The organism is Pseudoalteromonas sp. SWXJZ94C, assembly GCF_015864385.1.
GTDB lineage: Bacteria > Pseudomonadota > Gammaproteobacteria > Enterobacterales > Alteromonadaceae > Pseudoalteromonas.
This window is the reverse complement of sequence record NZ_JADYXF010000029.1, coordinates 33,950-54,421: the sequence shown is the minus strand read 5'-3', so window position 1 is coordinate 54,421 and position 20,472 is coordinate 33,950. Positions and strand designations below refer to the sequence as shown.

The 20,472-nt window shown below is 33.6% G+C and carries 20 protein-coding genes; 16 read left to right on the top strand and 4 right to left on the bottom strand.

What is annotated here, in order from left to right; genetic code table 11:
• The first annotated feature begins 4 nt into the window (after positions 1-4).
• The 16 genes from gspG to I6F65_RS13395 all read left to right on the top strand — a co-directional run bounded on the left by gspG (position 5) and on the right by I6F65_RS13395 (position 16,030).
• Entirely contained in the window at positions 5-409 is a 405-nt protein-coding gene (gene gspG, locus I6F65_RS13470) for a type II secretion system major pseudopilin GspG (RefSeq protein ID WP_166111927.1), read from the top strand.
• Positions 384-2,057: a GspE/PulE family protein gene (locus tag I6F65_RS13465; RefSeq protein ID WP_331461422.1), complete on the top strand. Its 1,674-nt coding sequence runs from the start codon at positions 384-386 to the stop codon at positions 2,055-2,057. The genes gspG and I6F65_RS13465 overlap by 26 nt, the downstream gene beginning before the upstream one ends.
• Positions 2,054-3,244 carry a type II secretion system F family protein gene (locus tag I6F65_RS13460; RefSeq protein WP_166111930.1) on the top strand — a complete coding sequence of 397 codons (1,191 nt, stop codon included), beginning with the start codon at positions 2,054-2,056 and terminating at the stop codon, positions 3,242-3,244. The genes I6F65_RS13465 and I6F65_RS13460 overlap by 4 nt, the downstream gene beginning before the upstream one ends.
• Positions 3,231-3,731, top strand: coding sequence for a prepilin-type N-terminal cleavage/methylation domain-containing protein (locus I6F65_RS13455; RefSeq protein ID WP_166111933.1), 501 nt, complete (start codon positions 3,231-3,233; stop codon positions 3,729-3,731). The genes I6F65_RS13460 and I6F65_RS13455 overlap by 14 nt, the downstream gene beginning before the upstream one ends.
• Complete coding sequence (locus tag I6F65_RS13450; RefSeq protein ID WP_166111936.1) at positions 3,721-4,122, top strand: type II secretion system protein J; 402 nt, start codon at positions 3,721-3,723, stop codon at positions 4,120-4,122. Before I6F65_RS13455 ends, I6F65_RS13450 begins: the two co-directional genes overlap by 11 nt.
• Positions 4,103-4,789, top strand: a complete 687-nt coding sequence (locus I6F65_RS13445; protein WP_166111939.1) for a type II secretion system protein J — start codon at positions 4,103-4,105, stop codon at positions 4,787-4,789. Before I6F65_RS13450 ends, I6F65_RS13445 begins: the two co-directional genes overlap by 20 nt.
• Positions 4,773-5,612, top strand: coding sequence for a general secretion pathway protein GspK (locus I6F65_RS13440; protein ID WP_166111941.1), 840 nt, complete (start codon positions 4,773-4,775; stop codon positions 5,610-5,612). Before I6F65_RS13445 ends, I6F65_RS13440 begins: the two co-directional genes overlap by 17 nt.
• A complete protein-coding gene (locus I6F65_RS13435; protein ID WP_166111944.1) occupies positions 5,612-6,571 on the top strand; it encodes a hypothetical protein in 960 nt (319 codons plus the stop codon). Before I6F65_RS13440 ends, I6F65_RS13435 begins: the two co-directional genes overlap by 1 nt.
• On the top strand, positions 6,562-7,110 hold the full coding sequence (locus I6F65_RS13430; RefSeq protein ID WP_166111947.1) for a hypothetical protein: 549 nt from the start codon (positions 6,562-6,564) through the stop codon (positions 7,108-7,110). The genes I6F65_RS13435 and I6F65_RS13430 overlap by 10 nt, the downstream gene beginning before the upstream one ends.
• Positions 7,107-7,595 carry a hypothetical protein gene (locus I6F65_RS13425; protein ID WP_166111950.1) on the top strand — a complete coding sequence of 163 codons (489 nt, stop codon included), beginning with the start codon at positions 7,107-7,109 and terminating at the stop codon, positions 7,593-7,595. Before I6F65_RS13430 ends, I6F65_RS13425 begins: the two co-directional genes overlap by 4 nt.
• Complete coding sequence (locus tag I6F65_RS13420) at positions 7,592-9,640, top strand: secretin N-terminal domain-containing protein (protein ID WP_197113333.1); 2,049 nt, start codon at positions 7,592-7,594, stop codon at positions 9,638-9,640. Before I6F65_RS13425 ends, I6F65_RS13420 begins: the two co-directional genes overlap by 4 nt.
• Positions 9,641-9,648: 8 nt before the next feature.
• Positions 9,649-10,902 (top strand): colanic acid biosynthesis pyruvyl transferase WcaK, encoded by a 1,254-nt coding sequence (wcaK, locus tag I6F65_RS13415; RefSeq protein WP_197113330.1) that lies wholly within the window; start codon positions 9,649-9,651, stop codon positions 10,900-10,902.
• Positions 10,893-12,128, top strand: a complete 1,236-nt coding sequence (locus I6F65_RS13410) for a glycosyltransferase (protein ID WP_197113327.1) — start codon at positions 10,893-10,895, stop codon at positions 12,126-12,128. Before wcaK ends, I6F65_RS13410 begins: the two co-directional genes overlap by 10 nt.
• The gene (locus I6F65_RS13405) at positions 12,118-13,410 is read left to right on the top strand and encodes an oligosaccharide flippase family protein (RefSeq protein ID WP_166111961.1); all 1,293 of its coding nucleotides are present in this window, start codon (positions 12,118-12,120) and stop codon (positions 13,408-13,410) included. Before I6F65_RS13410 ends, I6F65_RS13405 begins: the two co-directional genes overlap by 11 nt.
• 18 nt (positions 13,411-13,428) lie before the next feature.
• Positions 13,429-14,862 (top strand): hypothetical protein, encoded by a 1,434-nt coding sequence (locus I6F65_RS13400; protein WP_166111964.1) that lies wholly within the window; start codon positions 13,429-13,431, stop codon positions 14,860-14,862.
• A 61-nt stretch (positions 14,863-14,923) separates the two neighbouring features.
• The gene (locus I6F65_RS13395) at positions 14,924-16,030 is read left to right on the top strand and encodes an acyltransferase (RefSeq protein ID WP_166111967.1); all 1,107 of its coding nucleotides are present in this window, start codon (positions 14,924-14,926) and stop codon (positions 16,028-16,030) included.
• A gap of 433 nt (positions 16,031-16,463) precedes the next feature.
• On the opposite strand, the gene I6F65_RS13390 is transcribed toward I6F65_RS13395, so the two are convergent.
• The 4 genes from I6F65_RS13390 to I6F65_RS13375 form a co-directional block, all read right to left on the bottom strand.
• Positions 16,464-17,744, bottom strand: a complete 1,281-nt coding sequence (locus tag I6F65_RS13390) for an O-antigen ligase (RefSeq protein ID WP_166111970.1) — start codon at positions 17,742-17,744, stop codon at positions 16,464-16,466.
• A complete protein-coding gene (locus I6F65_RS13385; RefSeq protein WP_197113324.1) occupies positions 17,731-18,456 on the bottom strand; it encodes a WecB/TagA/CpsF family glycosyltransferase in 726 nt (241 codons plus the stop codon). Before I6F65_RS13385 ends, I6F65_RS13390 begins: the two co-directional genes overlap by 14 nt.
• A 142-nt stretch (positions 18,457-18,598) precedes the next feature.
• Positions 18,599-19,429 (bottom strand): glycosyltransferase, encoded by an 831-nt coding sequence (locus I6F65_RS13380; RefSeq protein WP_197113321.1) that lies wholly within the window; start codon positions 19,427-19,429, stop codon positions 18,599-18,601.
• Positions 19,429-20,334 (bottom strand): Wzz/FepE/Etk N-terminal domain-containing protein, encoded by a 906-nt coding sequence (locus I6F65_RS13375; RefSeq protein WP_197113318.1) that lies wholly within the window; start codon positions 20,332-20,334, stop codon positions 19,429-19,431. Before I6F65_RS13375 ends, I6F65_RS13380 begins: the two co-directional genes overlap by 1 nt.
• Between the last annotated feature and the right edge of the window lie 138 nt (positions 20,335-20,472).

Here is a 20,472-nt window from a genome sequence, read left to right as displayed (position 1 = left end):
GATTATGAAATACAAATTTAAAAATGTCGGTTTTACACTCGTAGAACTATTAATTGTAATGGTGATTTTAGGCCTTTTAGCTTCCATTGTAGCCCCAAGAATGTTCAGTAAAGTCGACTCTGCTAGAGAAGGCACAGCTAAAGCACAAATGCAGGTAATGGCGACATCGCTAGACTCATACCGCTTAGATATTGGTTATTATCCAACTAAACTAGATGAATTATTAAGCAGCTCTAATAAGCTTTGGGATGGTCCTTACTTCCCACAAAAAATCCCATTAGACCCATGGGGAAATGAATACAGCTATAGTGCAAGTTCAGATACAAATGGCGATATGTTCTCTTTAAAAAGTTTTGGCAGAGATGGCAAGCCAGGTGGCGAGGGTGAAGACGCTGATGTGGAACACTAAAGTAAGGGAATATGTAACTCAGCACAATCTCATTGATATAAATAGAATGTCTCAGGCGCTTGAATATCAAACAACTACAAACGAAAAGCTAGATATACTTTTACTAAATTCTGGCTGGATCGATGAAGACCAATTGTGTGCAATGTATGCAAATTTACTCGGTTGTAAAGAATGGGTTGGTCCAATTGAGTTAGAGCAAGGCAGTATAGAAAAAATAAGTAACGTGAATAGCGAGTTCTTGCTGGCTGCGCATTTGCTGCCTTTAGGGATCGAAGGTAAGACCTTAAAGTTAGGTTTCACCTCTCCTCATAATAAAGATGGTTTAGATTACATACGGTTTTTAGATTTTGATATTGAATTTTATGCACTAACAAAAAAAGATTTTGAATTACTTAGCGAGCAATTTAAAGCTTTGTCACAAGAACAACCTGAACTTGTAGGGTACTCAGACAATGTAGCTGTATTAAAAGAGCTAGCGCTTGGAGCACCTACTGTAAGCTTGGTAAATAGCCTTATAAATAAAGGCGTAAAATTAGGGGCCTCAGATTTACATATTGAACCTGTTGATGGTCGCTACCGTGCGCGATACAGAATTGATGGTATTTTAAAAGAAGCCGACCCTATTCCATATAGTTTACAATTAGCTGTTATTTCAAGAATAAAAATATTGTCTGGTATGGATATCGCTGAAAAGCGTCGCCCACAAGATGGTAAAATAGAAATGAAAGCTGGTTCTACGGATTTAGATATTCGTTGTTCAACTTTACCACTTGGTGTTGGTGAAAGTGTGGTAATGCGTTTTTTAATAAAAAATGCAGTTAAGTTTGATCTCGAAAAATTAGGATATTCTGAAGATCTGATCGCCTTTATAAATGAAGATCTTAAACGAACTTCAGGCGTTATTTTAATGACGGGTCCCACTGGTTCAGGTAAAACAACGTCATTATATTCATTTTTGAATCAAATAAATAAGCCAGATATTAAAATTATCACATTAGAAGATCCTATTGAATACCAACTTCCAGGTGTAAACCAAGTTCAAGTTAACTCAGATATAGGTTTTGACTTTTCGGCTGGTTTAAGAAGTATAGTACGACAAGATCCTGACGTAATAATGGTTGGTGAAATCCGTGATAATGAAACTGCTAAAATCGCGCTACAATCAGCTTTAACAGGTCACTTAGTGTTTAGTACCGTGCACACAAACGATGCCCCTTCTGCATACACACGTCTAATGGATTTAGGTATTGAAGAGTATTTATTAAACGCAGGCTTGGTTTCTATAATGGCACAGCGATTAGCAAGAACACTATGTAGTCACTGTAAACAGCCGCTAGGTCCTGAAGAAAGTAAACATTTTCATGAAAAGTATTCATTACATCAACTTACAGTGCCTAATCAAAAAGGGCTCTACCAAGCTGTAGGATGCGAGGAATGTGAAAACAGTGGATATGCTGGTCGAGTTGCATTTTTAGAGTATTTACCATGTGATAGTGATATTAAAAGAATACCTAAAGATGAAAAGCTATTAGATAATCTTTATCAATTAATGGCTGATAAAAACTTACGAAGCTTAAAGCAAGATGGACTACTAAAAGCGTTGCAAGGGATTACAACGATTGAGGAAGTTATGAGGGTTGCGGGATGAGCCAGCTTTTTAAGTTTAAAGCATACTCACATAGCGGAGAATTGGTTAATGGAGAGATCACCGCAGAGAGTGAAAAGGAAGCATTTTCTAACTTAAGAAAAGACTATAAATTAGTTATTAAAGTCAGTGCGGTTTCCCAAGCAATACAACGTAAAAGAATAACACTCTCTGATTTAGAGCAATCGACTAATCAGCTTTCTACATTGTTAAAAAATGGCTTAAAAATAGATAAAGCACTTTCTGTATTAGTTAAATCAAATCGAAAGTCAGCAATTGGTTTAGTATGGGCTTCGGTTTTATCAGATATAAAACAAGGGGCTTTATTGAGTGATGCTCTTGGAAAACGACCAGAAACATTCTCTACTTTGTTTGTTGAAATGGTTAAAATTGGCGAAAGTACCGGTAATTTACCACAGGTATTTAGCCGATTAAGTCAAAATCTGTTATTTCAAAATGCACTCAGAAATAAAGTAATTCAAGCAATTACATACCCGTTTTTTATTCTAATAGTTTGCGTACTCGCAATTTGGGCAATATTTAACTTTGTTATACCGAGTATGTCTACAATGTTTGAATCGGTAAGTGATATACCAAGTTATACGCAATTACTTATGGATGCTTCAAAATGGATACAAAATTATCAGATACATTTATTAATATGTATTGTTTTACTGATAACTGGCGCTGTTTTTGCTTTTCAAAAGCATGAATTAAGGCTCAAAATGATTCAAGCGACAGTTAAGCTCCCTCTTATAAAAACTATTGTAAAGCAGTCTGATCGTATTCGCTTTGCAACCTCTTTACAGCTTACCCTTGAAAGCGGTGTGAGCTTGTCTAATGGTTTAGAGCTAGCAAGTGAAACTGTTTTAGACCCTCAACTAAAAAAAAGCCTCCGAAAAATTGTAGTAACAGTGTCATCTGGTGGCATTTTGAGCGATGAATTGGCAAAGCTTTCACTCTTTGATGATATTGGTATTTCATTAATATCGGTAGGTGAGGAGAGTGGCACATTAACAAGCTCTTTTACTGAGATAGCAGAAAGAGCACGACTGAGTTTTGAGCAATGGCTAATCAGGTTTACAGCAATGTTAGAACCTTTACTCATTTTAGTTATGGGTGGAGTTGTTGGCTCTGTAGTAATAACAATGTTACTAAGTATAGTATCGATAAACGATGTCTCTTTCTAAATACAAAGGCTTTACATTAATAGAGCTGCTCATAGTTTTAGTCTTAATTGGTCTAACTACTTCATTTGTTTTGCCTAATATGTGGCAGCAATTTGATCAAGCTAAATTTTACAGCGAAAAAAAACAACTAGCATCAATTATAACGTTTACAAAAGAGTATAGCGTTTATAAAGGAGGCTCATTAACATTGGTTGTGTCTGATAATTTTTTAGAAGTTTATGAAGAAGATAAGCCATTAAAAAAAGCAGACGACGAGAAACTTGATGACAACAATATTATTAGTACAGAGCTAGCAGTTGTGGCACCTGATACAAATGAAGAACCGAATGAGCGAGAAACAAAGGGACATTTGGTTAAACGTATAGACTTTAAAACATTTACGCTAACCCCTGTAACGCATGTATTTAATGCCAATAATTACTTTAAAAAAATTAGCTTAGTGATTACCTCTAAGGGAACAAATAAAAGTGAGAAAATTGAAGCATAATAAAGGGATGACCCTTATTGAGGTATTAATTGCTTCTATTATTTTATTTATAGCCGTTAGTGCCATTAGCTTTGTTATGCGCTCATCTTTACTACATGAGAAGCGTTTAATGAATAATGTTGAACGTGGATTATTAGCCGAGTATATTCGCGATGAAGTGAGCTATCAGTATCAGTATCAAAACGTATCAGCGGGAACCTACGATATAAAAAATAGTACATATACATGGGTCTTATCTGTATTAAATTCTCAACCAGCCATACGCTTTATATCCTCAGAGTCCGAAAATACAACTACCACGACAGATGACAATATAGTGCTGTATGAAGTTACTGTTACGAAAGATGATAAAAAAATATTGAGTTTTAAAGATGTATATTGGAAGCAATAAATGTAATCAATCAGCTTTTACATTAGTAGAAGTGCTTGTAGCAATGGTTATTTTTTCTTTAGTGATGACCTTATCAGTTACCAGTTATAGGTATTCATTATCGACCCTTACAAAGGAAGACAAAAGTTACAAGGTTAAAACGCTAACAACAGTAAAACTAATTAATAAACAAATACGTTCACTTATCCCCTTTATATACCGCACAGAATTAAATGAACAGGTGCCTTTTTTTGAAGGTGATTCTAATAGTGTGTCATTTATAACTGATAAACCCATACAGGTTGATTCACCTATGGCTGTAATTACATTAAGTATTCGTAATAAACGCCTAGAGTATTGTGAAGCTGAATATGGCTCTTTTTTACTTGATAACATAACCCGAGAGGATCTTAGTTGTGAATCTCCGATTATATATATGCAAGGAGAGGGAGTAGAGTTTAGTTATTTTGGTTGGAAAGATGGCTTTGAATTAAGTAATTATTATTCAGAATTTTTTAGTATAGCTGTAAAACCTAAACCAATGTGGTCAAATGTATTTTCAGCAAAAAAAAGAAAAATATTACCTCTTTATATAAAAATAAATACACGAGAGCAATCTGCAATTATGTTAAAAATACCGCAGTTAAATTCTTTTGAGCAGGGAGCAACAAATGCTTTCGAAGGCTAAACATAATCAAGGGGTCGCTTTAATAATTGTTTTAATGATTACTGCTGTTATGGCTGTAATTATGCTTTATATGACAGGGCAAGGGCAAAATAACGCTCGATTAGCTGGCATATTGAAGCAAAGTACAGATGCTCAATTAAGCTTAGAGAACGCGCAAGCAGAGTTAATTTATAGCTACATGACTACTTCATTTAGTATTTTAGGTCCTCGAGATGACTTTCAAGGTCAATCAGTCACAAATGCTTTTACAAAAAACTTGGCTAGTGAAACAAAAGAACTTGCAGACTATAGCGTGTCAGTTCAAGACATAAGTGGTTTGGTGTCACTTGTACCTTTTAATAAGTCAGACTTTAATCTTTTATTACTTAATCAAGGCGTAAGTCAAGATGAGCTGCTTAGAATTAGTGATCGTTTGGATGATTGGCAGGATCAAGATAACCTAAAGCATTTAGAAGGCGCTGAACGTGGTGATTATAGTGAGCCCTACCTCCCTAAAAATGGTGTTATTCAAAAATCTAAAGAACTAGTTTATATATTGGGAAGTGAAGATCTTTATGAACAAATAAAACCATATATTACATTATATGCATCGGAGTACATAGTTCGACAATTTATGCCTAAATCTTTATACTCTGCCTTAGGAATTTTGGAGCAAAGTGCTCAAAATACGTCAGCGGATGGTGTGAATTACCCTAGCGGACGCTTTTTGATCAAAATCACTTCAAACAAAAATATTTCAATTACAAAAAAGTTTATACTATTACGGGGACAGGATTCTTTCAGTCCATATTCTATAACAGATGAAGAGCTGATTTTTAGATAATGAAAAATTTCTTAAAGAAGTTAGGTTCACCCTCGGCTTTTTGCCACTTTAAATACCATCTGACAACAGAAAGTGTTGTATCAAAAACAGAGAAAAAAAAGCCAAAAGTTACTTTAGCGACAGCGTGCTTAATTGATCGTAATTTATTTTGGGCTACTACACGAACATACGAAAACACACCAATAACAGAAATAAAAAATATCATTCAAGCAGAAAAAATTCAATTGCCTCCAATGGAAGGTGGTTTTTTTTGGTCAATAGATAAGTTATCGAGTAATCAATTTACTATTTCTTATTTTGTTGTTCCTGAATCTATTTTAGATAAGATACCAGAAGAATGTCGTGTTGTTATTCCATTGTATTCAGCTTCAGATGACACAGAGGCACAGCCTCTTTTAATTACGCATGCTAAGCCTTCATTTAATTATGAAAACCAACTAAGTAAAATTAATTGGTTGCAAGTTATAGGTTTATTTTTGAGTAATAAAAAGGCAGATAATAAACCTGAAAAGCTTAGCAATCGTAAATTGTTAATTGCAGTTGGTTCTATATTTAGCATAACCGCTGTTTTATTAAGTGTGTATTTAATGGTTGCAATTAATCATTACCAAGGAATAAAAACACATAACGAAACCGCCGTTAATGCAGTGTTATCAGAACGGCAGAATCGTATTAAAGAGATTAAATTAACGTCTGATTTTATAAAGTTTTTAGAAGATAATCCAAATGTCTTAAATAAATTAAGTTTAATCAATATAGATGCCGAAGGTGTTTTTATTGAAAGAGTAAAATTAATAACTAAAGGTGTTGAAATATTTGGCACATCAGAAAATTCAGCGACCAAAGTATTAGAACAGATAATTAAAACAGAATCGGTTAAAGAAGCTAAGTTTTCAAGAGCTGTAACAAAAAATAAAACGGGATCAGAGTCTTTTACCATTGAGGTTACATGGAAGTGAATACATCATCTATATCAATAAAAAAATGGGGAGTAGGGCTAATAGCTTTACTTTTGAGCTTTGAGTTTTTAATTTTTCCTTGGCTCGATTGGCTAGATACTAATAAACAAGAACTCGAAGGTTTAAAAAAGATTGTGGCTAAACAAGAGTTTGTTTTGGCATCAGAGCAGGAATTAAAAAATAGTTCTGCTCAACTAGAAGCTAATTCAAAAGAATTCTCAGGGCTACCTGTTTTAGAAAAAAACCAAGAGCCATCTTTACTTTGGTTACAAATAGTCGATGAAGCTGTTGCCCGATATGAATTAAACATAAATAATAAAGCACCTTTTAGAGAGGTGGAAATTAATACTGCCTATTCTGTTTATGCAGGGCAACTGAACGTATCAGGGGATTACAATCAAGTACTTAATTTGCTCCATGAGCTTGAAAATATTCAAGATGGAAATAGGGTAAGGCAAGTGTCACTAATACATGATAAAGCTATACCTGATCAAGTAACTGCAAATATTGAGTTTGTACGGGTATTTAAAAAATCATGAGAAATATATTAGTACTTTTATGCGCATGTATTGCGGCTTTCGTATGGGTAAGCGATTTTTTATTATTAAGTGATGATAATAGTAATAAAAAAGAGGTTAATTCATTTAATTTAGAAACGTCTAGAGTTTCACAAAAACAATTTGATATTGAGCAGTTAGCTAAAACACTCGGTGTAGATTATCAATACATAGGTAAAAATAAAGAGGATATCGTAGAGCCCGATATCATAGAAGTAACGCTCTCGTTGGTGGCAATATATACCAGTGGTGATATGGCAAAGGTTCGCTTACGGTTAAAAACTCCGACAGGAGAGGATACAATTGATGTCATTGAAGGCGATAAGTTTGAATCTTTAGAGCTGAGTAAGATCAGTGCTACAGAGGTTAAGTTGCTAAATAGCGGTCAAACTGTACAGCTTAAAATGTATAAACCACAAGTAATTAGTATTACAAAAACAAATGGTGTTGAGGAAGTAACAAAATGATTAGCAAACCATTAAAGGGATCTCTTTTAGTTTTATTAGCACTAACCATTTCAGGTTGTGCAACAAAAAGTACTAATGATAAAAAAAGTTTGATTAGTGACGATAAGATCTCTGTAAAAAGATCCATACTTAAAAGTACAGGTAAGCAAAATAGCGATATAGTCCGACAAGAGGAAGAAACTCAAAACGGAAATGATTTCAGTTCTTTAAAAATACAAGATTTAGGTGGTATTACTCGCTTAAAAGAAGATGCTAAAAAATCACCTGCGTTAAGCGGAGCACCTATTACATTTTCGGCAGATGAAATATCAATCAAGGAATTTACTAGCCGCGTATTCGACGAACTTCTAGGTCTTAATTACGTAGTAGCACCAGGCTTAGCTGCTTCAAATGACAAAATAACATTAAATATTTCTACAGAAATACCAAGAACCGACTTTTATAAAGTAGTTATAAAAACGCTTGAAGAAAGCTCAATTAGAGCTCTCAGAAAAGACAATATTTTATATTTATCAAAAACAACATCATCAGATCAAAAAAACTCCATTGCTATTGGTATTGGTAATCAAGAAATTGATATACCACAAATGTCTGGGGCAATTACCCAAATTGTTCCTTACGTTTATAGCAGTAGCCGAAACATAACAAGTATTATGAAAAAGCTATCTACTGCGCAAGTAACTGTAAATTCATTACAAAAATTAATTATTTTAGAAGGTGATAGAACTGAAATATTAAGAGCAATGAAAATAGTTAATATGTTAGATGTGCCTAGAGCATATGGACGACAAATTCGGTTAATTGAGTTTGCGCATATCTCACCTATTGAAGGCATTAAACAAATCGAAAAATTACTTGTTGAAGATGGTATGGAAGTGTCACAAGCTGGAGATGCTTCATTTGTGCCTATTCCTCGTATTAACGCATTTGTAGCCTATGCAGCGAGTGAAAAAATAATCGATCGTATTACTTTTTGGGCAAATAAAATAGATGTACCAATAGCGGGTGACGAAAGACAATATTTTATCTACAAACCTAAATATGCAAAAGCTGAAGATATGCTTGAATCAATTAGTACATTATTACTAGGGCAAACGAGTACCCCTAATAGTAGTTCTAATTCTAATTCTGGTTCAGATGGAGCCGACAGCAGAAACCGTGGAAGTGTATCAAGCGAAGGTCCAATTCGCTTTAGTCTTGATAAACAACAAAATGCATTGATTTTTTATACCACGACCGATGAGTATCGTTTAGTAGAATCATTAATGGAAAAAATGGATGTACTACCAGGGCAAGTTATTCTCGATGTTACTATTTTAGAGGTAACATTAAGTGATTCTGTATCGTCGGGTATTGACTGGGTTTACCAAAATACAGGGCTTGAGCCTTCAAGCGGTCCTTTAACTAACTTTACAGGCTCACCAAGCAGTATTGTAGGTACAGTACTCAGTGGTAACTGGCAGGCTAATTTAAATTGGAATTCTACAAAAAGTGATTCTCGTGTTTTATCACGCCCTTACCTAATAGTAAGAGATGGAGAATCAGCAACTATTAGCTCGGGTGATCAGGTTCCAATTATTACGCAAACCGTACAAAATGTTGGTGACAATAACTCGGTGTCTAATTCTGTTCAGTATCGCTCAACAGGCGTAAACGTTACAATTACACCAATAATTAACTCTCAAGGAGTTATAAGCTTAAGTGTTTCAATGTCGGTAAGTAATGCGAGCGCAAATAACTTAGGTGGTAGCAGCTCTCCTACAATCACCAATCGTTCTATTACAACAGAAATCTTATCTGGAGATGGTCAAACAGTAGCACTTGGTGGTTTAATTCAGCAAACTAAAGACAATAAAGGTAATAGCATACCAGGATTAAGTACGCTGCCAATTTTAGGTAATCTTTTCAAAACAAAAGATGACGCGGTAGGCCGTACAGAACTTGTTATGTTAATCACGACCAAAGTAATTAATAACTCGAGCGAAGTTGACGAGTTTAGTGAAGCTATGACTGAGTTATACAGTACACCAATAACAATTAAATGAGTGAGTAAATGAAGTTATTATTAGTAGGTAATCACACATGTGGAAATAGAGGTGACGGAGCTATTTTAAGAGGTTTAATCGCCGAGCTAAGAAAGCAGGTACCTAATATAGAATTAGATATCTACAGTCGATTTCCTGTTAGCTCTAGTTACTTATTGAGTGAACGCCTACAAATGGATCCACTAGATCAATATCACTCATCTAGTGGTTCGTTTAAAGAACGCTTGTGGAAAAAGGTTAGTCGTCGATTTTTAGGCTATAGACTAGCTAAGCAACTTAAAGCTAAAAATTTCAAAAATTTACCAGTGCACATCAAACAGCATGTTAATACGTTAAATCAGTATGATGCTGTTATTCAGGTTGGTGGTTCTTTTTTTGTTGATTTGTACGGACCTGCTCAATTTGAACATGCTTTATGTACATTAATAGCAGATAAAAAGTTATTTATGCTAGGGCATTCGGTTGGACCATTTAATAGCAGTAAGTACGCTAAACTTGCAAACCAAGTGTTTTCATCAGTTGATGGGCTTGCTTTAAGAGAGAGCCTAAGTCTTGATTATATGCATAAAGCATCTATTACCGATAGCAAGGTAAAAATGGGCTCAGATACGGCTTGGTTGGTACCAAACGAATTAGTGAACTTACCTAGCCATATTTCAGAATTAGCTAAATCGAAGCCTATTATAGCGATTACACTTAGAAAGCTGGCACCATTCGACAAGCGTTTAGGTGTTACTCAGCAACAGTACGAAGAGCGTTTTGCGCTAATTATCGATGAGCTTATTAATGATGGTTATCAAGTTGTACTGTGTTCAACATGTACAGGAATTGATAGCTATCAGCGAGATGATCGAATGGTTGCATTAAAGGTGCAGGCGTTAGTTAAAAACCAAGCTCTGTGCTATGTCATTATGGATGAACTTAATGATATAGAGTTAGGGTCGTTTCTTAATATGTGCGTCTTAACAATTGGTACTAGGTTGCACAGTGCTATTATTTCGATGAACTTTGGTACACCTGCAATAGCTATAAATTATGAGCATAAATCAAAAGGAATAATGGCTCAACTTGATATGCCTGAACTTTCAAAAGACATAGAGTCTTTATTTGATGGTGACTTATTAAATTCGGCAAAAGATATTTTAAATAATTTGAACCAAGTTGAGTTAAAAATGAATGTTCAAGTTGGCAAAGAAAGACAAAAAGTAAGAGAAATGATAAAGAATGCATTAAATAGCATTGCGAGTGATACATGCGAATAACTTTTTTTTTAAATCAATTCCCAGAGCCATCAGAAACCTTCGTAATAAACCAAATCATAGGGCTTATCAAGTTAGGAAATGAAGTAAATATTATTGCTACACGTAAAGGTGATTTAAGCCATAATCATCAAGCTGTTATAGACTACTCGTTAGTTGAAAAAACAACGTATTTAACGAATGAATCAGCAAAAGATAGCACGTTAACTATACGGTTAAAACGCGTTTTGAATGTACTTAAACCTAAAAATATAATAAAAAAAATAAAAGCACTTAATATAAAGCATTTTGGTATTCACAGTAAATCACTACTGCTACCCAGTATAGTGAGTTGCAGTACGCATATACATGAAGCAGATGTTTTTATTGCCCATTTTGGTACTGCTGGCGTTGTAGCGAACAAAATGAAAGAGCTAAATTTATTAAATGGTAAATTAGTAACTGTATTCCATGGCTCTGATATTTCGGTTAAGTCAATATTAAACGTGTTTCAAAAGGATTATAAAAAGCTCTTTGAAACGAGTGATTTAATTCTTCCGATTAGTGAGTTATGGAAAAGTAAGTTAATAGAGTTAGGTTGTCAGGAACAAAAAATACGCGTAAACCGAATGGGTATAAATAGTCAGCAATTTGAATGTAGAGCATTCGATACTCCATTGTCTAAACCGCTAAAAATAATAACAGTCGCACGCTTTATTGAAAAAAAAGGTTTATTTGACGCGCTTTCTGCGATTAAAATTTTAAAAGATCAAGGTCTAGATTTTGAATATAGTATTGTTGGCGGCGGAAAGTTACAAGATGCAATTGAGGACAAAATTAAGGTCTTAAACTTGCAAAACTGTACTTCATTACTTGGATTTCAACCTCAAGAAAAAATAAGTAAACTATTACAAAGTGCGGACGTGTTTTTATTGCCTTCTATTACTGCCCCTAGCGGTGATATGGAAGGAATACCAGTTGCACTTATGGAAGCAATGGCTATGGGGCTAATTACAGTCTCTACTTATCATAGTGGTATTCCTGAGCTTATTACAAATCATAAAAGTGGTTTATTAGCACCAGAACATTCACCCGAAACCTTAGCACAAGCAATTACTAGCTTAGTAACTGGCGAACTAAATATTGCTAAAATGCGTGAAATGGCAAAATTAACAATCCAAGAGAAATACGAACAATCAATGTTGTATGAACAATTAGCTTCTTTGTTAGTTGAAGTGTATGAGCAATAAAAAGCAAGGATTATGGATTTTAAGCTCATCAGGCATTGCTGGGTTGAGCCAATTTGCTATCTATTTTCTTATTGCATTTTTTGGTGATGCTGAAAAGTTGGGTATACTTGCGATTGTTAATATAGTCGTTTCAGTTATCTTTTTAATACAAGATTTTGGTCTAGCAAGTTACTTCATCCACAAACAAGATATCGACAACCCGCAAAAAAATGCACTGCACTTTGTAAATTTAGGCCTAGGCGGCTTTGCTAGTCTCATTATGTTTGCATTAGCCTACCCCATATCTGTATTTTATGAAGAGCCAATAATATCCACTTGCTTATTAATTTTGTCAGTTAACTTTTTATTGTTAGGAGGCGCAGCTCAATATCAAGCCCACTTTATAAAGTCAGGTAAAAATATCTTGTTAGCTAAAATTGATATTATTAGCAAGATGAGTTTGTTAGCGGTTACTTTTTTGCTTATTAAGTCTGATGTATCTGTTTTATTTTCTTATGTATATGGGGTTGTAATTACCTCGATAGTTAGATTAGCCCTACTGCTTTTATTAGCAGAAAAAAGTTGGCACCCAAATTTTCAAGTTGATTGGACTATTGTTAAACCAGCTTTGAAATTTGGTGGTTATCAAATGGGCTCTCAAATTATAAATCAATTAAAAACCCAGTTAGATCAGATCGTAATAGGTAAAATAATGGGGTTAGAAGCCTTAGGTATCTATTCGTTCGCAAAAGAAATGGTGTTACAACCTGTAAAGTTTATAAGACCCTTAATAGGTCGGCTTTTTTATCCAAACATTGCCAAAATGCAAAAGGATAATAAAGCATTCTTAGGTTACTTAAATAGCTTTGTTACTCAGGTAAGTTTTTTAAACTTGGGTTTGTTTGTAATGATATTTTTCTTTTTTTACATATTCTCAGATTTAGTATTAGGGGATAAGTATCAAGGGTTTCTCCCTATTTTTACAATCTTATTGATCATAGGAATGTTAAGACCAATAGGGTTTGTACTAGGAGTAGCAGCCCAAGCAAAAGGGCGTGCCGACCATGAGTTTCTTTGGAATTTAATTACTTCATTTATTAGTGTGATTATTGTTTTTGCTTTTGCAAGCTTGAATGATCTTATATTATTTAGTTATGCCATGGGCGTTTTACAAATCGCTTTAACTATTTTCGCTGTAGTATATTTTTCTAAACGTGAAATTAAATTATCATTACCTACGATATTAACTATCTTGCTTCCTATTTTAAGTGTTTATGCACTATTAAATATTTATAGCTTTTAATTATTGGTTGAATTTTAAATGCAAAAAACAACAATAGTCGATTGGCGTCACCAATTTATTATCACATCAAACGCTACACTTATTGACGAGCTTCCTCAAAATTGGAAATTGAATAGTGTAATAGGAACCAATATTGAGTGTAGATACCATGATTCGTTACCTATTAATAAAGTCATGCTATATGAAAAAGAGCTACTGGTTTTAGGGTGGGCTATTAACCTTAAAACAGGTCTGTTAATTAACGAAGATTGTAATTTAAGATGTAAAAAAACTGATTTAGCAGGGCGGTTTATTGCAGTAGATATAAGCGATATGAGCGTTTTTGGCGATCCCCTAATGTCTCAACCCGCAGTTTTTAATTCAAAGCTAAATGCAATTGCATCTACTCCTAATGTTATTGCATCTTTTTTTAATGAAAGCTTAGAGTTTGATGCAGATATAGATCAAAATTTGAATGAAAATTCAGGTGGTTTCTATCCATTTGGTATGACTCCTTACATACATTATCGTCGTCTTTTATGTAATCATGAATACAGTTTATTAAGTAAGAAGACCTGTCGCTTTTATAAATTTACTAAATTAGCAAACTTAAGTGACGAGCAGCACTTAGAAAAAATATCTCAATCAGTAAGCCAAGTAATGTCAGCTTATATCAATGAAGGTGACACACAAATAGCGCTCAGTGCAGGAAAAGAAACACGGTTTATGCTTGCCTGTTCACTAGAAAACAAACATAAATTAAGGTTTATGACTCGTTATGATTACGATCCAGGGTCAGAGCAGGACTTTATTACAGCTAAACACATAGCAAAAAAATTCAACTTAAATCATGTTGGCATTATAAAGTCACACTATAAGAGCTTATCAACTGTTGATAAAGAGAATTGGTTATCTCGTGTTGGCTATGCAGTTGCAGGTAACCCACTTAAAAGTTATAACCTGATAGATAGTGAAAAAAAAGACTTCTTCTCACTAACAGGGATTGGAGGTGAATTCATTCGTGGTTTTTACTGGAATGCATATAAATCCTATAAAACAAAATTAACCCCTGAGTTATTATTAAAAATTACAGCCTTACCACTAACTAAATCTTATATTCGAGAAGCAACTACTTATCTAGATAGTCTAGATAAAAAATTAAATGATTATGATATTTTAGACGTCTTTTATCTTGAAAATAGAGTCGCTGCTTTTAGCAGCCCACACAAGTATGGCTGTATTAATGGTATTAACTTTGTTACACCATTTTCGTCTCGGTGTTTTATAGAGCACGGTTTTAGTTTAAGTAAAAAAATAAAGGCAACGGATATGTCTTTAGTTAAAGTTATTAAAGCTAAATCTGAGTTTTTAGGGAGATTACCTTTTAATTTACCTATAAATATTTATGGTTGGTGTAAGCCTTATTATTTCAAAAAAATTATGCGGGCGCTCAAATCAAGAATACTAAAATAATGTTTTTGATTTTTCACGGGTATATTTACACCATTTAGCATTATTTTAGGAGTTAATTTTTATGTCTTCAGGCGGACCTAAATACGATATTGGTTATCTTGATTTTTTAAGGGGATGGCTGGCACTGCTGGTTTTTTTCCATCATGCTGCCATTTTGGGCGGTGGACCTGGTTTTTTATCGGGTGAGATAGGGCAAGAAGCTGTTAATGCTTTTATGTTAGCGTCTGGGTTCTTAATTTATTTTCAGTGCTCAATAAGTAAACTATACGGAGGTTTAGAAACAAAAAAAGGTTTAAAGAACTTTTTTATTCGAAGGTTTTTTAGAATTGCCCCCGCGTATTACATTTCGTTAATTATAGCATTACTACTCTCTACCTACTTAGGGCAAAGCCGCGAAGCCATAGCAGAAATATTACCTTATACTTCAACAGATATGGCTCGGTATTATATAGATGAGCCGATTAGAAGTTTCTTTTTGCACATCACTTTTGTTTTTGGCGTAATACCAGAATATGCATTTAGTACACCATTGCCAGATTGGAGTTTAGGCTTAGAGGCGCAGTTTTATTTTATTTTTCCGTTACTATTTATTTTTCTAAAAAAGAATTTTTTAATCTTTTTACCTATCTCACTCTGTGGAATGTTTGCTATTTGGTTTATTTCTAATCGCTTAGGTTTACATTTTTCTATGCCCAGTTATTTACCGCTTAAATTTCATAACTTCGCCGCAGGGATAGTACTTGCTTATTTAATGTTAAATACTCAAAGTGCTAAATATATTAAAGTATTTTTGATTTTAGTTGTTTTATTCTTTTTATATGTAGGTAATAAATCACTGACAATACCTTTGCTATTTATATTTTCTTATTGGTGGATATGTGTAGAAAAAAATAAAAACAAAAAAGCATTAAGTATTTTAAACTCGTTATTTAATCATAAATCGTCTAAATTTTTAGCAGAAATATCTTATTCACTTTATATAATCCATTTAGTGATTATGTTGCCATTCTTTGCTTTTTTTCTAAATTCGTTCGATTTAAGTTTTACTACATGGTTTATTAGTACTGCTATATTATTATTAATAACAATTGTATGTTCTTATTTTATGTACCGGTTTATTGAAATCCCAGGTATTAACTACGGTAAAAAACTAACTCAAAATAAATAGTGTAGCGACCAAGGCTTAGTGCAACAGAGTTCTTGAATTAACGTAGTAACGATAAAAGTTTGCTCTAAGATAAGGTATAGCGTTTTTTACAGAGGGGCTTTTCTGTAGGCACAGTAATTTATATTTGCTCTTAAAAACGCCAAGCTAATTCAATTTAAGATATTTGGTAAACAGTGGTTACTTCCTACAAATGCGTAATGGTATGTACTTTAAGTACGAAAACGCTGTTCTCGAAGCGCTTTCTTTAAAGTTTTTACTTATTTTTATGAACTCAAGTCAATATAATTATTTAGAGGAAGCAACCGTATCAACTAGGTTGTAAATTACGCACTGAAATTAAATTGTTTTTTAAGTGAATTTCAATCTAAAAAATTGAAAGCAGCAATATTTATATTTAATGATATTGCTGTTTTTGCAGTTAATACTAAAATATTTAGGGTGTTTTATTAGGCTGCGATTGTTGTTTTATCAATGAGTTTATATAGGCTGTTAAAGCAATTACAAAACATGACCATAATGCAGACCTATAGGCATCGATTGGTGTACCTGTAAAAGAATAAAGAGATGCGGCAAAAAATGTTATATGACAACCTACACTAAGTTGAAACATCTGAAAGTTTAGCAACCCTTTTCGGTATAGCTTATTTGCATTAATACAAACCATAAGAGAGTAAGTGTAAAAGCTACTAATCATGAGTATAAATGCGCACAATCCAAATAAGCCATATCGGAATAGGTAGTCAAGGTACGTATTCTCAATAATAATCCCATCCAACGCTCTTGGTGAGCCTTTATACCAGTGATTAAGACCTTCGTGTAACGCTATTAAAGTTTGCTTAGTACGTGTTGAGGTAGAGCCATCAAGTTTACCGTCCAGTATCAGCTCAGCAAAGCGGGTTACGTAATCAAGGTTAACCTCAAGATAAATAATCGCAGCCACAAATAGCACTAATAGAGTACACATACTAATAAGTATTTTACTCGCAATGCCCAGCCTTAATAACATAGACAAAAAAGTAAAATAAAAGGCGATTAAAACGGTTGCAAGGTAACCTGTTTTTGATTGAGATAAAAATATAGCTAAAAAGGCAAGAATAATAGATACAAAGGCAAAAAGTTTTCGCTTTCCAAAGAAAAACTCAATGATATAAATCGCTAAAAAAAAGCTTAAAAAGTAGCATGTTATATAAACCCACTCAAATGTACCTGGTGCCCTAAAGCCAAACCCTTCGTAAACTTTTTTAGAGTTAAATAACATTAGCGGAGCAATATCGCCTAAAATTATTTGTAATAAAATAAAAATAATTTGTAATACAAATATAATAGTTAATGCTTTTTTTATTTTACCGCTATTTGCATGGGTAAAATGCGTTGTTAAAAATGAATAAAAAAACACCACAAACGAAAATAATAAAAGCGGTTTAATTAAAACCGATACATGAAAAAATGAAAAATACTGCATGCTAAACAAAAAAGTAATCATCATTATAACGAGCGGGAATAAATAAATATAAGCTACACTAGGAACTTTAAGGGGGGTTTTCGTTGCTAAAGTAATGGTTAAAAAATAAATTACCATTATAACAAAGTACACTTTTTGAAGAGCATGATCATCAAGTGCAGGCACAATGTAAGTAGGCCAGTAGCACAACATAAAAATAGTAGATAATACTAAGAATTGAGCCGAGCTACTAAAGGTATTATTTTTTTGCAATTTTTTGCCTTAGCATTGCATATAAGTATGAAAAAATAAATTTTGGATATGCTTTTAAAACTCTATCGCGTACATGTTTATGCATTGCCATACGCTGTAACCAGCGTAATCCCATTTTTTTTATTAAAGGGTGATAGTAGTCAGCTTTAATTGACGTTTGCGTTAAAAAACCACCACAGGTTATTATTACAGCAGGCTTTAACAGTGTCTGCTTTAAATTAATAGAAAAGCGCTCCTGGTAGGGGGTTCCCATACCAACTAAAACTATTTCAACCGCTAAAGCATTTAGCTCATTAACAACTATATCGTTATCTTCAATATAACCGTTTCGACTGTAGACTATATTTAAATTAGGATAATGTTGTTCTAATACTTTTATAGCTAAAATGTTTTCATTTTCGGTTGCACCAATAACGGCAACTCGTTTACATTTTGCTTCTGCTATCTTTAAAAAAGGAGCGGCTATTGAGCTGTAATCAAAACTTGCTCTTGTTATTTTATGTAAAAATAAATTATGTAATATACATAATAATAAGCCATCAGAAAAATAATAGTCAACCTCTTCAACCAGCTCTGCTTCTTTAGCTACCTCATAATAAGAAAACGGATTTAAAAATGAGATTATCGTAGATTTATTAGCATTAAATGCAGCTTGTTGAGTGTCGATAAAGTCTGCACCCGACTTGATTTTTTTATTTAGTTGAGGGTTCATAATAAAGCTCTAGGTTTTGTATAGAGGTAAGGCATTGCGAATAATAAATCTGCAACAGTCATTATTGTTATTTAAAAAACGAATAATCACATTAAGCTAGATTTAAATTTATTTTTCGAGGTGTTAATAAAATATACACCAGTTAGCGCCTAAGTAACTTTTTAATATTATGCATTAAAGAATACTTATAAATATCAGAGTCAGATTTCAATAAAAGGAATAAAGGTACCCATCGGCCCATAATTATAGATTCCCAACAAGCCATTGCATTACGTTGTCTTTTACTCATTAGTGCTTCGTGTTTTTCAATAAACTGGCGAAACCCAATAAGCCTACTCGGTGATCGAGTAATACTTAACTGGCTTTGTTCTTCATATTGTAAATACGTTGATTTTGGGAGTTTATTACCTTTTCCGTGTGCTTTTAAAAACCGTACCCAAGTATCTGCATCTTGACGTGCTTTAAAATGTGGATCAAAGCCATTTATTGATTTTAAATCGGCAGTTTTACAAAACAACTGATTACCTACTTTATTTACGACGAGTATGTCATTAAACGTTAATTCGCCAATAAAGTAATGGTGAGCAACCTTACTTTGTCCTTTACACACAGTAACAGGTGTACAGAGGGCCGAATAGTTATTGCTCCAATTTTCTAAAAAGTATGATAATCGATTCGGTGTAAAAGCATCGTCATCATCAAGTCCAGTAATAAACTCACCTGATGCAGCCTCAATAGCTTTGTTTCTTGCTACGCAGGCTCCTTGAGCTATTTCATGATGAAATACAATAATCCGCTCATCAGTTAAAACTAAAGAATCTAAATAGTCAGCCGTAGCATCTTTTGAACCATCATTAACAATAATTAACTGCCAATTAGTATGGTCTTGTGCTTGCACACTATGAACTGCACGTTTTAAGTTATTAACACGATTGTGCGTGGGCATATATACAGTTATTAAAGGAGAATGCATTAGCGAGCTCTATAAAATCGAATTAAACCTAAGAAGCAGCCAAACATACCCGCTAAAATAACACTTACCGCAACAATAAGAGCGCGCCTAGGTCCTGACTTTTCTTCAGGGACTAAAGCCGGATCAAGGGTAGTAAATATGTACTCACTTTTTATTTCTGTCAGCATTTTATTTTTAGTTTGTTCTTCAATTAAGCGATAAAAAACAGTTTTCATATCAGCAACATTTGTTTGAGTCAGTTTTTTGTTTAAATATTCAATGCTGTTATTGGCTTGTTCAATATCATAATTTTGCATTAACTGATTAATATCTTTAATTATATGTTCTACAATATATTGAGCAACGATCGGAGAAGGATGTTCGTAAGCCACGTTAATCAAGCCACCAGGAACCTTACTAATTATTAAATTGTCATTTAAGACTTTATAAGCAAGCCAATATAAATTTTTATCTTCAGGTAATGTAAATGATTGAGTTTCACTATCGTATATATCGTCGTTGTACGTTATTTTATTGGTTTCTTTGTCCCAGCTTTCAATGGCAAGTATATTTACTAATAAGTCATGATTATTAATAAATTGATATAAAAAATCTTTTGTAAAAATTCTAGCTTGTGCTACTTCGGTCTTAAACCCCTTGTTATCTAAACCACCTAATCCAGCAAGTGACGCCAAGCCACCTAATTGAGATGAAACCTCACTGCCTTGACCTTGCAAGCTTTCAGTGGGTGCCAAAAGGGTTTCTGCTCGATATATATTTGGAGTATTAATTGCTATAAAAGCAGATGCGATAGCAGCAAAAAAACATAAAATAATAATATAAATTTTGAAAGACCATAATGAAGATATAACTTCACTTAGCTCTGGAGGAGGAAGATAATTATGGTGCGCTTCTTTATTAAGCATGTGTTTCAAAACCTTCTTAAATTAGTCTTAAGCTAAAAATCACCGAATTATACCTAACTTTTGATAGGTTGCCAGTAGCAACTATGCTTATGGTTAATCGTGGCACTAAATGTATATTGGCATTTGTTTTTAAAAGGA

Excerpts from the sequence above, each read along its gene's own strand:
- gspG (WP_166111927.1), top strand. The coding sequence starts at position 5 with ATGAAATACAAATTTAAAAATGTCGGTTTTACACTCGTAGAACTATTA.
- I6F65_RS13460 (WP_166111930.1), top strand. The coding sequence starts at position 2,054 with ATGAGCCAGCTTTTTAAGTTTAAAGCATACTCACATAGCGGAGAATTG.
- I6F65_RS13455 (WP_166111933.1), top strand. The coding sequence starts at position 3,231 with ATGTCTCTTTCTAAATACAAAGGCTTTACATTAATAGAGCTGCTCATA.
- I6F65_RS13445 (WP_166111939.1), top strand. The coding sequence starts at position 4,103 with ATGTATATTGGAAGCAATAAATGTAATCAATCAGCTTTTACATTAGTA.
- I6F65_RS13440 (WP_166111941.1), top strand. The coding sequence starts at position 4,773 with ATGCTTTCGAAGGCTAAACATAATCAAGGGGTCGCTTTAATAATTGTT.
- I6F65_RS13435 (WP_166111944.1), top strand. The coding sequence starts at position 5,612 with ATGAAAAATTTCTTAAAGAAGTTAGGTTCACCCTCGGCTTTTTGCCAC.
- I6F65_RS13430 (WP_166111947.1), top strand. The coding sequence starts at position 6,562 with ATGGAAGTGAATACATCATCTATATCAATAAAAAAATGGGGAGTAGGG.
- I6F65_RS13425 (WP_166111950.1), top strand. The coding sequence starts at position 7,107 with ATGAGAAATATATTAGTACTTTTATGCGCATGTATTGCGGCTTTCGTA.
- I6F65_RS13420 (WP_197113333.1), top strand. The coding sequence starts at position 7,592 with ATGATTAGCAAACCATTAAAGGGATCTCTTTTAGTTTTATTAGCACTA.
- wcaK (WP_197113330.1), top strand. The coding sequence starts at position 9,649 with ATGAAGTTATTATTAGTAGGTAATCACACATGTGGAAATAGAGGTGAC.
- I6F65_RS13410 (WP_197113327.1), top strand. The coding sequence starts at position 10,893 with ATGCGAATAACTTTTTTTTTAAATCAATTCCCAGAGCCATCAGAAACC.
- I6F65_RS13405 (WP_166111961.1), top strand. The coding sequence starts at position 12,118 with ATGAGCAATAAAAAGCAAGGATTATGGATTTTAAGCTCATCAGGCATT.
- I6F65_RS13400 (WP_166111964.1), top strand. The coding sequence starts at position 13,429 with ATGCAAAAAACAACAATAGTCGATTGGCGTCACCAATTTATTATCACA.
- I6F65_RS13395 (WP_166111967.1), top strand. The coding sequence starts at position 14,924 with ATGTCTTCAGGCGGACCTAAATACGATATTGGTTATCTTGATTTTTTA.
- I6F65_RS13385 (WP_197113324.1), bottom strand. The coding sequence starts at position 18,456 with ATGAACCCTCAACTAAATAAAAAAATCAAGTCGGGTGCAGACTTTATC.
- I6F65_RS13380 (WP_197113321.1), bottom strand. The coding sequence starts at position 19,429 with ATGCATTCTCCTTTAATAACTGTATATATGCCCACGCACAATCGTGTT.
- I6F65_RS13375 (WP_197113318.1), bottom strand. The coding sequence starts at position 20,334 with ATGCTTAATAAAGAAGCGCACCATAATTATCTTCCTCCTCCAGAGCTA.